We start from the raw sequence: 13,937 nt of genomic DNA on the forward strand, positions 1-13,937 counted from the left end.
CGGGCATGCAAGCTTTTCTGGACATTTTCGACATCTACCTGCTGGAAGCCGTGATCAACGGCATCCTGCTCGGCGGCGTGCTGGCGCTGCTCGCGCTCGGGCTCAATCTGATCTTCGGCGTCATCGACGTGACCTGGATCTGCTACGCCGAACTGGTGATGATCGGCATGTACGCGATGTATTTCCTGGTGCAGTATTACGGCGTCAGCTATTTCGTCGCCGCGCCGCTCACGATTCTGCTGGTTGCGATGCTCGGCGCCGCGCTGCACTACCTCGTGATTGCGCCGCTGCTCACGGCCCCGCCGATCAACCAGCTGCTTGCAACGGGCGGTGTGCTGTTCGTACTCCAGAGCTTTGCCACCGTTGCCTTCGGCATCGACTTCCGCAATCTCGGCATCCGCCTGCCGGTGCTCGCTTTCGGCGACATGAATTTCAGCTACGCACGGCTGCTGTCGTTCCTGGCCGCACTGGTCGGCATGGTCGCGGTCTACCTGTTCATGACGCGGACCTTCACCGGCACCGCGATCCGCGCCATTTCGCAGGACCGGCAGATCATGGCGCTGATGGGCGTCGATACGAAGAAGATCTACCTGATCACCTCTGCACTCGGCGGCGCGCTGGCCGGGCTCGCCGCCTGTCTGCTGGTGCTGCAATATGACGTGCATCCTTTCGTCGGTCTCTCCTTCGGACCCATCACCTTCCTGATCTGCGTGCTCGGCGGGCTCGGCAATTTCATCGGCGGCTTCATCGCCGCCTTCGTGTTCGCCGAGATCATCTCGCTCGGCGGCCTGTTCTCCGATCTCGAATGGGGCTACGTGCTCGCCTTCGCCTTCTTCATCGTCATGATGTTCATCCGGCCCGCGGGCCTGCTTGCGAGGCGCCGATGATGGGGCAGGGGCGCCTTGCAGCCTGGGCGGTCGGGCTGGCGGCGCTGATCGCGCTGCCCTTCGTCTATCGCGATCCCTATCATCTGCACATCCTGGTGCTGATCCTGATCTGGTCGTTCGCCTATACATCGTGGTCGATGATGGGGCGGTTCGGCCTCGTCTCGCTCGGCCACGGCGGCTTCATGGGGATCGGCGCCTATGTCACCGCGCTCTTGTGGAATCATCTCGGCTGGTCGCCCTGGATCGGCATTCCCATCGGCATGGTCGCGGCCGGCGCGCTGGCGCTGATCGTCGGCTATCCCTGCTTCCGTTTCCGCATCACCGGGCATTATTTCGTGCTGGTGACGCTGGCGCTCTCCGGCATCGTGCTCCAGGTCATCACCGCGACGCGCGACTACACCGGCGGCTCGCTCGGCTATACGCCGAACCGCGCCTCGGGCAACAAGCTCCTGGCGCTGCAATTCGACGACAAGATCACCTGGTACTTGATCGCGCTCGGGGTCTGGCTCTTCGGCATCGTGGTCTGGCACTGGGTCGACCGCAGCATGGCGCGTTATGCGCTGGAGGCGATCTCGGAAGACGAGGACGCCGCGGCCGCGGCCGGCGTCGACGTCACCGCGGAAAAGCTGAAGATCACGCTGCTCAGCGCCTTGATGACGGCGCTGGCCGGTGCGCTCTACTGCCAGTACCAGATGTTCATCACGCCCGACACCGTCAGCGGCATCGCGGTCTCGCTCCAGATGGTGTTCGCGGCCATCGTCGGCGGCCTGTTCGTCTCGCTCGGCCCGACCTTCGGCGCCGTCATCACAATTTTGCTGGCCGAGACCCTGCGTATCGGCTTCGGCACCAAAGCGGTCGGCTGGGACAATCTCGTCTACGGCGTGCTGCTGGTCCTTTTCATCATATTCCTTCCCAAGGGTATCCTTGGTAGCGTGCTCGACCGATTGAAGCCGCAACGCAAGGTGCCCCGCGCTCATGAGCAAGAAGCCGTCCAAATCGCTCGCCCAGGAACTTGACCGCTACATCACGCCGTTTCGCTATGATGGGTCGGGCAAGTTTCATCTCAAGGACCACAAGACCAACGAGAGGGACGACCTCGACAAGGAGACGGCGCAGGACATTCTCGACGCCAACAAGAAGCGGCTGATCGAGTTTCAGGAGAGGCTCTACGCCCAGGACCGCTGGTCGCTGCTGATCGTGTTCCAGGCCATGGACGCCGGCGGCAAGGATTCTGCGATCAAGGCGATCTTCGAGGGCATCAATCCGCAGGGCTGCGAGGTCCATGCCTTCAAGGCCCCGAGCACCAACGAGCTGGACCACGATTTCCTCTGGCGTCACGCGGTCGCGCTGCCCGCGCGCGGGCATATCGGCATCTTCAACCGTTCCCATTACGAGGAATGCCTGGTGACACGCGTGCACCCGGAGATCCTCGCCAAGGAGAAGCTGCCGCAAAAGCTCGTCACCAAGAACATCTGGAAAGAGCGGTTCGAGGACATCTCGGCTTTCGAGCGCTACCTCTACCGCAACGGCACACTGGTGTTGAAGTTCTTCCTCAACGTCTCCAAAGAGGAGCAGCGCGAGCGCTTCCTCGACCGGCTGGAAGATCCGGCCAAGCAGTGGAAGTTCTCAATGGGCGATATCAAGGAGCGCGCACTGTGGCCGCGCTACCAGGCGGTCTATCAGGACATCGTCCGCCACACCGCCACGCCCCATGCGCCGTGGTACGTCGTGCCGGCCGATCACAAATGGTTCGCACGGGTCGTGATCGGATCGGTGATCAATGCCGCGCTCGAAAAGCTGGACTTGCGCTTTCCCCGCGCCGACAAGGCCTCGGCTGCGGAGTTCGAAGCGGTGCGCGAGGCGCTTCAGAAGGAGGAGAAGGAGAGCAAGAAGCGAGCAAGGTGATCGCCGGCAAGCGGCAAAACCCGCGTACTCGCCGGCCCCCGACGAAAAGTTCGAAAACAACCCCATGCACAGTAGCCGGTGCCAGCGAAATCAATGGCTTGACCGCCCACCCGAATGGATGCGGATTTTACGAAATCTGTTTGACGCGTCGGGCAAAACAGGGGCATGATGTCATCATCGCCCCTGTACCCCCCTCAATACCCGCGGCCCCACCAGTAGCAGAAGCGCTCGACGTTGGCGGGAAGGCCCGCTTCGTAGTTCCCCCATTTCTCGTATTTCGGCAGCTTCACTTCCTTCATCGCGGTGTCGAAGCATTTGCCGGCATCAGCTGCCTTCTTCACCTCGGCGGAGAGGTCCTCCATGTAGGCAATATCGTCCTCGATATCCTTCTTGGTGCCGAAGCGTCCGCCGGCATAGGGGTGACCGGGGATCATCCGCTCCCAGTCGAGCGAGGCCAGCTTCTTCAGCGAGGCGATGTATTCCAGCGGCGAGGCGTTGTCGGGAATGTTGCGGAACTGGACGGACTCGATCGGCGCGAAGTCGACGACGAAGACGATCTTCTCCTTCGGCAGCCGCATCACCAGCGAATTGTCGGAATGGTTGCGGCCGACATAGTCCAGCTCCAGCGTGGTACCGCCGAGCGTGATGGTCTTCTTGTCGTCCACCACCTCATCCGGCATCACGACGTCGGCGAGCAGGGATTTCTGCTTTTTCAACTCGAGCAGACGCTCTTTGGTCCGCCGGTGCGCGATAAACGTGGCGCCGAGATCCTTGAACGGCTGGCCGCCGGCGATGTGGTCGTAGTGGTGATGGCTGTAGATGACGTATTTGATCGGCTTGTCGGTGACCGCCTTGATCGCGTCGATATAGGGTTTTGCCGGCCGCAAATACGAGATCGGGTCGGTCGCAATCACGCCCTTCGGCGTCACCACGAACATCGACTGGTGGCCGCCATAGCGGAAGACGTAGACGTTCTCGGTGCCATCGACCTTTTTGGTCGAGGTCTGCGGCGGGTTTTGCGCGGCGGCCGATCCAATTCCGGCAACGAGCGCGGCAAGCGCAATGAGGCAAATCGATATCTTCATCTCAGGCTTTCTGGAAATGACGGAGGGCAGGAGAGGTGGATATCCTCATCATCACTAACGCTGCCGGGAAGACTTTATTCCGCTACATCGGGTCGCAGGCCGTCCAAACCGACAGGTCATGATGGGTTGCGCTGCCGCTCGCGGAACTGCCACGTTCAATTGTGATGGTTTGGGCCTTTGATCCTGCTTGACAGTTTTGTGTCGCAGGAGGACCATGCAGATGGTCGCGAATACGCGACGACGTCCACCTCAAGAGCAAGGGGAGGTCTATGACACCACCTCCGCAAATCCAGCCGCGTTAAGTGCGATGGAGCTCGTTCGGACTATCGCATAGCGGCGCAAACCGCGAACGGCACGCCGGGTCAAGGTCTAGAGGGCTGCATCAGTGTGGCATGGCCCCTACCTGCCCGGCGCTGTGCTTTTACAGCCCGCTCATCGTGTTGGATGCCTTGACGAGGCCACCTGCGCGAATGTCCTGATAGCCTGCTTTCTCTCCTCCTCCTCACCGTCATTCCGGGTCCGATTCCCGGAATGACGAGAGAGGTTTTGCGTGCACCGGATTCCATGGCGCGCGCGTCTTTGCCGAGCCGCCTTCCCGATCCTGCGTTGCAGCAAATGCCAAGAGATTGTCGCCCCATCGGCAAACTTCCGACACAGGACGCGGGCGAATAACGACCATCCGACATGACGCATGCGTTTCGGCGGTGACCGCTCCGATTCCGCCGGGACGCATCTATTTTTTCCAGGGAATTCTCGTGTCGCATAAGCTTGCCCCCGCGCTTCTTGCCGCTCTCTTCCTCGCCATCGCATCTCTCGCCGGAGCCCACGCCGAGCCGGCTGTGCCAGCGACCAGCAATGCTGCCGCGCTGTCGCCGGATGATGCCAGGCGCGCTCTGGAGACGCTCCAGGACGACAAGAAGCGCGCACAGATGATCGACACGCTACGCGCGATCGCGAATGCATCCGGTCCACAGCAGCCTGCACCGCCCGCGCCCGAGCAGAAATCTGCGATCCCGCTCTCGGCCGACGGCCTCGGGGCGCAGCTCCTGCTCACCGTGTCCGAGGAGATCGGAGATATCTCGCGCCAGGTTGCCGACGTTGCCCGTACGCTCACGCATTTCCCGGCGTTCTACTACTGGATCGTGCGGACCGCGAACGATCCAACAGCCTACAATCTCCTGATCGAGATCGCCTGGAAGCTCGCGCTGGTGCTCGGTTGCGCCCTCGCGGCGGAATGGGTGATCTTCCGGCTGATCCGGCGCCCGGTCATATTCCTCGAATCGCGCGTGCCGCAGACCGTGCACGTACCGGCACAGCCGCTGGCCGCCGGCGACCCTCCATCGTCCGCGTCCGGCGTCGCCGCCCAGCCCGAGCAGCACCGGCGCCGCGTCAGCCTGGCGCGCGCGTGGCAATTGCTGCTGCGGCTGCCCTTCGTACTCGGACGCCTATTGCTGGAGTTGCTTCCCGTCGTCATCTTCGTGGGCGTGGCGACCACGCTGCTCGGAACGGAGATCGGCGACCCCGCCACCGTCCGTCTCGTCATCCTCGCGGTCGTGAATGCCTATGCGTTCTCGCGCGGGCTCATCTGTGTCGTCCGCGCACTGGCGGGCCCCTACGGCCTGTTTCCGGTCCGTGCCGAGACCGCGGCCTATATCGAGATCTGGGCGCGCCGCATCGTCGGCGTCGGTGTCTCAGGCATCGCCTTTGCCAATGTGGCGCTGTTGCTCGGGCTGCATCGCGCCGGCTATGCGGCGCTGCTGCGCATGGTGATGCTGGTCGTGCACCTCTTCGTCGTCGTCATCATCCTGCAATGCCGCCGTCAGGTCGCCGAAGCCATCCGTGCGCCCGCCGACCGGCAAGGCATCGCGGCCCGGATGCGCAATCGCATGGCCGGCGGTTGGCATTATCTCGCCATCGCGCTCGACATCGCGCTGTGGGCGGTCTGGGCGCTCAATATCCGCAACGGCTATTCGCTGCTGCTGCAATATTTCGTCGGCACTATCGCTGTGGTGCTGATCACCCGCGTCGCCATCATGGTGACGCTGAGCCTGATCGATCGCGGCTTTCGCATCAAGCCGGAGATCCTGCAGCGCTTTCCGGGCCTCGAGATCCGGGCCAACCGTTATTTGCCGCTGCTGCGGAAGATCGTCTCAGGTGTCATCGCCTTCATTGGTTTCGTAGCGGTGCTCGAGGTCTGGGGCGTCGATGCCATCGTCTGGTTCTACGGCGGCCAGATCGGCAGCCGGCTGATCTCGGCGGTGGCGACCATCGGCATCGCCGTCTTCATCGCCGCGGCGATCTGGGAAGCCAGCAACGCGCTGCTGGACCGTCAGATCAATACACTGTCGCGGGACGGGCATTATGCCCGCGCCGCGCGCCTGCGCACGTTCCAGCCGATGCTGCGGACGGCGCTTCTGTGCCTGATAGCCACCGTCGTCGGCCTGACCGCGCTGAGCGAGATCGGGGTCAACGTCGCGCCGCTGCTGGCGGGCGCCGGCATCGTCGGCATCGCGATCGGCTTCGGTTCGCAAAAGCTGGTGCAGGACCTCATCACCGGGCTGTTCCTGCTGCTGGAGAACACGGTCCAGGTCGGCGACAACGTCAGCGTGTCGGGACTGTCGGGCGTGGTCGAGAACGTTTCCATCCGCACGATCAGGCTCCGCGCAGGCGACGGCGCCGTGCACATCGTGCCGTTCAGCGCGGTCACGACCATCACCAATGCCAGCCGTGGCGCCGGCAATGCTTCGGTCAGCGTCAACGTCGCCTACAAGGAGGACACCGACCGTGCCGGCCAGATCCTCAAGGACATCGTCGACGAGATGCGCCGCGAGCCTGAATTCCGCAGCCTGATCCGCGGCGACCTCGATCTTTGGGGCATCGACAAGGTCGATGGCGCCATGGTGTCGATCGTCGGCCAGATACGCTGCACCGAGGCCGGCCGCTGGCCGGTCCAGCGCGAATTCAACCGCCGCATGAAGCAGCGTTTCCAGCAGAACGGCATCGAGGTCGCGTCCGCCACCCAGACCATCTTGATGCACATCGCGCCGCCGGCCGAGGGCGCCGTGAACCTCACGCAGCGAAGAGCGGCTGGATAGTCGCTCGGAAAACTTACTGCTTGCCTCGGTCGAACCGGCATCGTTCACTCCGCCCCACCGAGAAAGGGTGGCCGATCGTGAAAGCCGCCGACATCAAGCCTGAGTAGTTTCGAGGCGCCAAGAGCATTCCTGCCTCATCCTGGGCCGTCTCGAAGGATGGCCGCGGGCGAGATCGGGAGCCTTCATGGTTCGAGACGCGCGTGCCGCGCTCCTCACCATGAGGCGAGAGAGCTGCGACGTTAACCTTTCATGCTGCGCGGCATTCTCGCTGCGGTGCGAGATCACAATCAATGCCTAGAGTTCTACGTCCTTGATCTCAGGTGAGCGGTGGCCGACAATGTGGGCTGTTCAATAAGAAACTCCCTGGGGGAATTCGTGAATAGACCTGCTCGGGTCAGCGCCCATTCGACATCATCCGACTCCGCGCACGGCATGGCGCTGCTGCGTGACCCCTTGCTCAACAAGGGCACCGCCTTCACGGAAGCGGAGCGCGACGCGCTCGGCCTGCGCGGCCTGCTGCCGCCGTGCGTGCTGACGATGGAGACCCAGGTCGAGCGCGTGCTGACCAATCTGCGCATGCTGCCGACGGACCTGGAAAAATTCGTCGCGCTGAACGCACTGCATGACCGCAACGAGGCGCTGTTCTTCCGCGTGGTCGTCGACAATATCGACGAGATCCAGCCGATCATCTACACGCCGACGGTCGGGCTCGCCTGCCAGAAGTTTGGCCTGATCTACCAGCGTCCGCGCGGCATGTTCATCTCCTCGCGCGATCGCGGCCAGATCGCGGACATTCTGAAGAACTGGCCCAACCCCGCAAAACTGATCGTCGTCACCGACGGCGAGCGCATTTTGGGACTCGGCGATCTCGGCGCCAACGGCATGGGCATTCCGGTCGGAAAGCTCTCGCTCTACTCAGCTTGCGCCGGTGTGCATCCCGAGCATTGCCTGCCGATCGTGCTCGACGTCGGCACCAACAACGAAGAGCTTCTGAACGATCCGTATTATCTCGGCCTGCGCGAGCGCCGGCTCACCGGCGAGGCCTATGACAGCTTCGTCGACGAATTCATGGTCGCCGCGCGAAAGACGTTTCCGGGCGTGCTGATCCAGTTCGAGGATTTTGCCAATCACTCGGCATTCAAGCTGCTGCACAAATATCGGGACGAGGCCTGCGTCTTCAACGACGACATCCAGGGCACCGCGGCGGTGGCGCTCGCCGGCCTGTTCTCAGCCTTGCGCGTCAACGGCGGCAGGCTGAAGGACCAGCGCATCCTGTTCCTCGGCGCGGGCGAGGCGGCGACGGGCATCGCCGATCTCGTGGTCTCCGCCATGATGGCGGAGGGGGCTTCGGAAGCCGAAGCGCTCCGGCGTAACTGGCTGGTGGATTCCCGCGGACTCGTCGTCGGCAGTCGCGAAGGCCTCCACGGTCACAAGCTCCGCTATGCCCATTCCGACCAGGCGCCGATCGCCGACTTCCTCACGGCGATCAAGACACTGAAGCCGACGGCGATCATCGGCGTTGCCGCAGTCGGCGGCGCCTTCACGCCCGACGTGCTGAAGGCAATGGCCGAGCTGAACGAACAGCCGATCGTATTCGCGCTCTCCAACCCGACCTCGAAGGCCGAGTGCTCGGCGGAGGATGCCTATCGCTACACCGAGGGCCGCGCACTGTTCGCCTGCGGCAGCCCGTATGACCCGGTCAAGCTCAACGGCCGCACCTTCGTGCCACGCCAGGGCAACAACTCCTACATCTTCCCCGGCGTAGGCCTCGGCGTCATTGCCAGCCGTTCGCGGCTGGTGACGGATGAGATGTTCATGGCCGCCGCCCATACGCTTGCCGATTGCGTCGGCAAGGAGGACCTCGCGCAGGGCAGCCTCTATCCGGCGCTCCCTCGTATTCGCGAGGTCTCGGTACGCATCGCGGCCGCCGTCGCAGACGTCGCCTTCCAGCGCGGGCTCTCGGACGGACCCGCGCCCAACGACGTGAAGGGCCTGGTCCAATCCCAGATGTACGAGCCGAAGTATTAAGCTGTTGCGGGAAGCCGGAACGGCTTGGCTAACGCTCTCACATCGTCATGGCCGGGCTTGTCTCGGCCATCCACGCGTTGCCCGTGGTCCAAGAAATCCGGATGCCGGAGATACAAGCCCGGGGCGCTTGGCTCGCCGCATCACGTTGATTTTTCACCAGTCTGTCTCGATTCAGGACAGGCCAGTGTGGTGGAATCGTCACAGCTGGCGCGAAATGGCCGCGGCCTCAGGCGTGCTTTTGTTCTGACAAGGTTCTGCCCTCATTGCCCACCGAAACTGCGGGTCGTTCGGAGGGCGTACCATGTATCGCATTGCACGTGCCGAAAGTGCCCGGATTTCCCTCGTCACCTCGGGCCGGTTGCTGCTCGCCATCCTTGGCGCCGCCTCGCTCGCCGCCTGCGCGCAATCGCCGGTCGGCCGCCAGAAGGCGGATCTCGCCGGCACAAGCCGGCAGGCCAATGTCGAGCGCCCCCACAGGGTCGCGGCGCTGCATCCGCGGCCGATCAGCCGGGCGCGTGGGCCTGACCGTGCCGGAGACGCAAAGCAAACTGCCTCGCATGGCGTTGCCAGCTTCTATTCGGATACCGAGACCGCGAGCGGCGAGAAGTTCGACAAGAACGAATTGACCGCGGCCCATCCCAGCCTGCCGTTCGGCACCAAGCTGCGCGTCACCGACGTCTCCTCCGGCCGCTTCGTGACCGTCAGGGTCAACGATCGCGGGCCCTATGTTCGCGGACGCGTGGTCGACATCTCTCCCTCCGCGGCCGAGGCGCTTGGCATGATGGACAAGGGCATTACCAATGTCAGGCTCGACGTCGTGCGATAGGTGCGATTGAACGACCAGGACGCTGCCGCTTAACCGACTGTTAGCCGCTTCTCAAGCACCATGGATGCCCGAACAATTCGGGGCTTTTGGGGAGGCGGACGCTTGAACACGATCCAGTATCTCGAAGATCAGGCTGCACGCGCCGAGCGGCTCGCCAAACGGATCACGGATACGCTGACGATCGAAAAGCTGCTGAGCTTCGCCGGCGAACGCCGCCGCGAAATCGAGGTCATCACCGGGAAATATCGGCGCGCATAACTCCTCCTACACCATGCACCGGACGCATTCCCCGTCGCTTTGAGGCGCGGAACTTCTTTTCGCCTCCTGCGTCATCTGGACAGTGCATGAGGAGGAAGAAGTCATGGGTTTTGGACGAGGTGCTTTGCTTTGGTTGCTTGGCGTGCCGCTGCCGATCGTTCTGCTGCTGGCATTGTTCTGGCATCACTGACGTTGCTACACGAAAAGCGCCGCGGAAGCGGCGCTTTTTTGTTGCCTGCAATTTGACGGCGATCACCGCGCGGCGCGTCGCCAGCTGTGGTTCTCGACGAAGTCGCTGAGATAGTCGGGCAGCGTCACGCCATCGATGTCGCAGCGCGCCTGGATTTCGCCGGCGACGTCGGTCGAGATATCCTTCATCCAGTGCTCGAGCGTGTTGAACGAGATGACCTTGATGGGATCGTTGAAGCAGCCGGCGACGAGTTCGCGGATCGTGGCGTCGAGGTCGGTTCGCTCGATGCGGATTTCAGTCGCCTTGTCGCGGCGATCGATCACCACGAACAAGGTCTGGTCTGCGCCATAGGGCACGACCGGGGATGGTACGCCAGCTTCAAGCATCTCAGATACCCTCGCCTTGGCTTTCGACCCGTTAACGGGAAAAACCGGAAGAAGGTTCCTTCGTTGGTGAGAAGCTTGTCGGACGCGTGCAGCTTCAGTGTCTGCACGCAATCAGAGATACTCCCTCAGCCGCGATAGCTCGATGACGTGCTCGGGCGAAAGGATATCCGTGACCAGGGGCGGCTGCGCCGCCGTATGGATTTCGTAGAGGTGCCTGGTGGCCGCCGGCTTTTCCATGAAGGCCGAGATGCATTCGTCGAGCGTGCCTTCGCTGACCTGATAGGAATCTCTGTCGGGCCGCCGCTGGTTCGCAAGCGACGGCCATTTATGCAGCGCCGCGAGCATGCCGAAATCGACCTTTGAAACCCCGGCAACGTCCCCCATCGCACCGCCTCACGCAAAAAACACCCCAGCACGCGGACTTGCGTGCCGGGGCCTACATCTGTCGCTGCATCTCAATGCCACGTGAGCCTCAACGCGGCGGCCGGGAAAAGGTTCCCGGCCACCTTGCCATTCTCAGCTCGCGGCGGCCGCAATCCTGTGCCCCGGGCTGCCGTGACCGTGGCTGTGTTCGTCGCCGCGGCCGACCTCCGGCGGCAGTCCGGCGAAGCGGCGCAAGGCTTCCGCCATCTGCACCCGGCCCGAGACGCCGGTGATCACCACGTCGACCATCGCAAAGGACGAGTGGAAATGCCCGCGCGCCTTGAGTTGCTCGACCCGGACGCCGGCGGCCGCCATCGCCTCGGCATAGGCGATGCCTTCGTCGCGCAGAGGATCGAATTCGCAGGTGACGACGAAGGCCGGCGGCAACCCTGAGACCTTGCCGCGCAGCGGCGAGACGCGCGGATCGGTGCGGTCGGCCGGTGAGCAGTAGAGGTCCCAGAACCAGTACATCAGCGAACCGGTCAGGAAATAGCCGGTCGCATTGTCGTTGTATGAGGGACGATCGAAGCTGCAGTCAGTCACCGGACAGACCAGGAGCTGGCCGGCGATCTCAGGCCCGCCGCGATCGCGTGCGAGCTGGCAGGTGACGGCGGCGATGTTGCCGCCGGCGCTCCAGCCAGCGACCAGCACCGGGCCCGGCTTGCCGCCGAGTTCGGCGGCGTGCTCGGCGATCCAGCGCGTTGCCGCATAGCCGTCTTCGGCTGCGGCCGGGAAGCGATGCTCGGGCGCGTGGCGATAGCCGACGCTGACGAACATCATGCCGGTTCGCCGCACCATGTCGCGGCAGAACGGGTCGTCCGACTGCTCGTCGCCGAGCACCCAGCCGCCGCCATGGAAATAGACCACGACCGGATGCGGCCCGGGCGATGCGGGCTTGTAGACACGATAGGGCAGCGGACCGTCGGTGCCCGGCAGCGTGCCGTCGACGATGTCGCCGATCGGCCGCCCTGCGGGGCGGCCCTTGTTGAACTCGTTGACGAAGGCGCGGGCGCCTAGCGCGCCCATCGACTCGATCGGCGGCAGGTTGAGCGACGCGAGCAGGTTCAGCACCAGCCGCACATCCGGCTGCAGCCGCACCACCTCGCCGTCGTTGCACTGCGCCGCGATGTCGGGGCCGGCGAGCCTGAAGCCGAGCATGCCGCGGCCGACGACCTCGTCGCAGATGCTGCGATAGGGACCGACGCCGCCGGTATAGGGCATCAGGCCCTGCACCTTGCCGGGCACGTTGGCGCCGGTGTACCAGGTGTTGGCGAGCCGGTGCAGCGTCACCATCGAACAGTCGGCCATGTGCCGGCCCCAGCCGGCTTGCGCCGTCTGGGTCGGCTCGATCGTGGTGAAGCCGGCATCCCGCAGCGCTGCGAGCCGGTCGACGACCCAATCGACATGCTGCTCGATCGACACCGCCATGTTCGACAGCACCGACGGGCTGCCGGGCCCGGTGATCATGAAGAAATTCGGGAAGCCCTCGACGGTGAGCCCGAGATAGGTCTGCGGCCCCTGCGCCCAGACATCAGTGAGCGACTTGCCGCCGCGCCCGGTGATCGGATGCACGGCGCGGATCGCGCCGGTCATGGCGTCGAAGCCGGTCGCGAACACGATCACGTCGACGTCGAAGTTGCGCTTGCCGGTGGTGATCCCGCTTGCGGTGATCGCCTTGATCGGCTCCTCGCGCAGATTGACCAGCGTGACGTTCGGCCGGTTGTAGGTGGCGTAGTAGTTGGTATCGAGGCAGGGCCGCTTGGCGCCGAAGGGATGATCGTGCGGCATCAGCGCCGCCGCGGTTTCCGGATCCTTCACCGCCGCCGAGATTTTCTCGCGAATGAGCTCGCCGATTAGCGCGTTGCCATCGAAATCGACGGCCTGGTCGGCCCAGAGCTGCGTCAGGATGTGGACGAGGTCCCCGGCTGCCCAGGCACGTTCGAACCGCTCACGACGCTCGGCATCGCTCAGTTGCCAGCTCACGACGGTTTGTTGCGGGTAGGGCACCCCGGCCATCGACTGGCGTGCCTGCTCGCGATAGGCCGCGCGGTCGCTCTGGAACAGGTCCATGCGATCGGACGGCGCGGGGCCGTTATGCGCAGGCAGCGCGAAATTCGGCGTGCGCTGGAACACGGTCAGATGCGCCGCCTGCTCGGCGATCAGCGGGATCGACTGGATGGCCGACGAGCCCGTGCCGATGACCGCGACGCGCTTGCCGGCGAGATCGACGCCGTCATGCGGCCAGCGTCCGGTGAAATAGACCTTGCCGCCAAAATCCTTGACGCCGTCGATCTCCGGCGGCTTTGGCGCCGAAAGGCAGCCGGTGGCCATGATGTAGTGGCGGCAGGAGACCGGCGCGCCATTGTCGGTGGTGAGCTGCCAGCGCTCGGTCGCTTCGTCCCATCTGGCTTCGGTGACCTTGGTCCTGAAGCGGATGTCGCGGCGCAGGTCGTAGCGGTCCGCGACGAAGCCGAGATAGCGCAGGATCTCGGGCTGGGTCGCGTATTTCTCCGACCAGGTCCAGGCCGTATCGAGTTCCGGATCGAAGGTGTAGCTGTAGTCGATGGTCTGGATATCGCAGCGCGCGCCGGGATATCGGTTCCAGTACCAGGTGCCGCCGACATCGCCGGCCTCTTCGAGTGTGACCGCCGAGAAGCCGGCCTTGCGCAGCCGGTGAAGAAGATAGAGGCCGGCAAATCCCGCACCGACCACGGCAACATCGACCCGTTGGGCTCCGCTCGCCGCCTTGGATTCACGTGCGGCAACCATTGCGTCAGGCATGGCATTCCTCCCGTGTATTTTGTTTTGCCGGCAGGCTATCGCCGCAGGCTCGGCTTGTCATCAGAACAAGTGC

The 13,937-nt window shown here is 63.8% G+C and carries 11 protein-coding genes; 7 read left to right on the forward strand and 4 right to left on the reverse strand.

All coding sequences use genetic code 11. The features are described 5' to 3' along the window. The first annotated feature begins 5 nt into the window (after positions 1-5). The 3 genes from JQ572_RS20510 to JQ572_RS20520 are packed head-to-tail and all read left to right on the forward strand — an operon-like array spanning position 6 to position 2,792. Positions 6-887: a branched-chain amino acid ABC transporter permease gene (locus tag JQ572_RS20510; RefSeq protein WP_211384623.1), complete on the forward strand. Its 882-nt coding sequence runs from the start codon at positions 6-8 to the stop codon at positions 885-887. Next, on the forward strand, positions 884-1,903 hold the full coding sequence (locus JQ572_RS20515; protein WP_211384624.1) for a branched-chain amino acid ABC transporter permease: 1,020 nt from the start codon (positions 884-886) through the stop codon (positions 1,901-1,903). The genes JQ572_RS20510 and JQ572_RS20515 overlap by 4 nt, the downstream gene beginning before the upstream one ends. After that, complete coding sequence (locus JQ572_RS20520; RefSeq protein ID WP_211384625.1) at positions 1,863-2,792, forward strand: polyphosphate kinase 2 family protein; 930 nt, start codon at positions 1,863-1,865, stop codon at positions 2,790-2,792. The genes JQ572_RS20515 and JQ572_RS20520 overlap by 41 nt, the downstream gene beginning before the upstream one ends. 194 nt (positions 2,793-2,986) lie before the next feature. On the opposite strand, the gene JQ572_RS20525 is transcribed toward JQ572_RS20520, so the two are convergent. Beyond that, positions 2,987-3,877, reverse strand: a complete 891-nt coding sequence (locus JQ572_RS20525) for an MBL fold metallo-hydrolase (RefSeq protein WP_211384626.1) — start codon at positions 3,875-3,877, stop codon at positions 2,987-2,989. Between the two features lie 755 nt (positions 3,878-4,632). On the opposite strand from JQ572_RS20525, the gene JQ572_RS20530 reads away from it, so the two are divergent. The 4 genes from JQ572_RS20530 to JQ572_RS20545 all read left to right on the forward strand — a co-directional run bounded on the left by JQ572_RS20530 (position 4,633) and on the right by JQ572_RS20545 (position 10,084). Then, positions 4,633-6,972: a mechanosensitive ion channel family protein gene (locus tag JQ572_RS20530; protein ID WP_211384627.1), complete on the forward strand. Its 2,340-nt coding sequence runs from the start codon at positions 4,633-4,635 to the stop codon at positions 6,970-6,972. A 375-nt stretch (positions 6,973-7,347) separates the two neighbouring features. Next, positions 7,348-9,000, forward strand: a complete 1,653-nt coding sequence (locus JQ572_RS20535) for an NAD-dependent malic enzyme (RefSeq protein WP_211384628.1) — start codon at positions 7,348-7,350, stop codon at positions 8,998-9,000. Between the two features lie 301 nt (positions 9,001-9,301). Then, positions 9,302-9,826 carry a septal ring lytic transglycosylase RlpA family protein gene (locus tag JQ572_RS20540; protein ID WP_211384629.1) on the forward strand — a complete coding sequence of 175 codons (525 nt, stop codon included), beginning with the start codon at positions 9,302-9,304 and terminating at the stop codon, positions 9,824-9,826. Between the two features lie 102 nt (positions 9,827-9,928). Beyond that, entirely contained in the window at positions 9,929-10,084 is a 156-nt protein-coding gene (locus JQ572_RS20545) for a hypothetical protein (protein WP_211384630.1), read from the forward strand. A gap of 252 nt (positions 10,085-10,336) precedes the next feature. Here the strand turns inward: JQ572_RS20545 and JQ572_RS20550 are convergent, their stop codons facing one another. From JQ572_RS20550 to JQ572_RS20560, 3 genes are all read right to left on the reverse strand, one after another. Then, positions 10,337-10,660 (reverse strand): hypothetical protein, encoded by a 324-nt coding sequence (locus JQ572_RS20550; protein ID WP_211384631.1) that lies wholly within the window; start codon positions 10,658-10,660, stop codon positions 10,337-10,339. A gap of 111 nt (positions 10,661-10,771) precedes the next feature. After that, entirely contained in the window at positions 10,772-11,044 is a 273-nt protein-coding gene (locus JQ572_RS20555; protein WP_211384632.1) for a hypothetical protein, read from the reverse strand. Between the two features lie 132 nt (positions 11,045-11,176). Next, the gene (locus JQ572_RS20560; protein WP_211384633.1) at positions 11,177-13,864 is read right to left on the reverse strand and encodes a flavin-containing monooxygenase; all 2,688 of its coding nucleotides are present in this window, start codon (positions 13,862-13,864) and stop codon (positions 11,177-11,179) included. Between the last annotated feature and the right edge of the window lie 73 nt (positions 13,865-13,937).

The organism is Bradyrhizobium sp. SZCCT0153, from assembly GCF_018129995.1.
Classification (GTDB): domain Bacteria; phylum Pseudomonadota; class Alphaproteobacteria; order Rhizobiales; family Xanthobacteraceae; genus Bradyrhizobium; species Bradyrhizobium japonicum_G.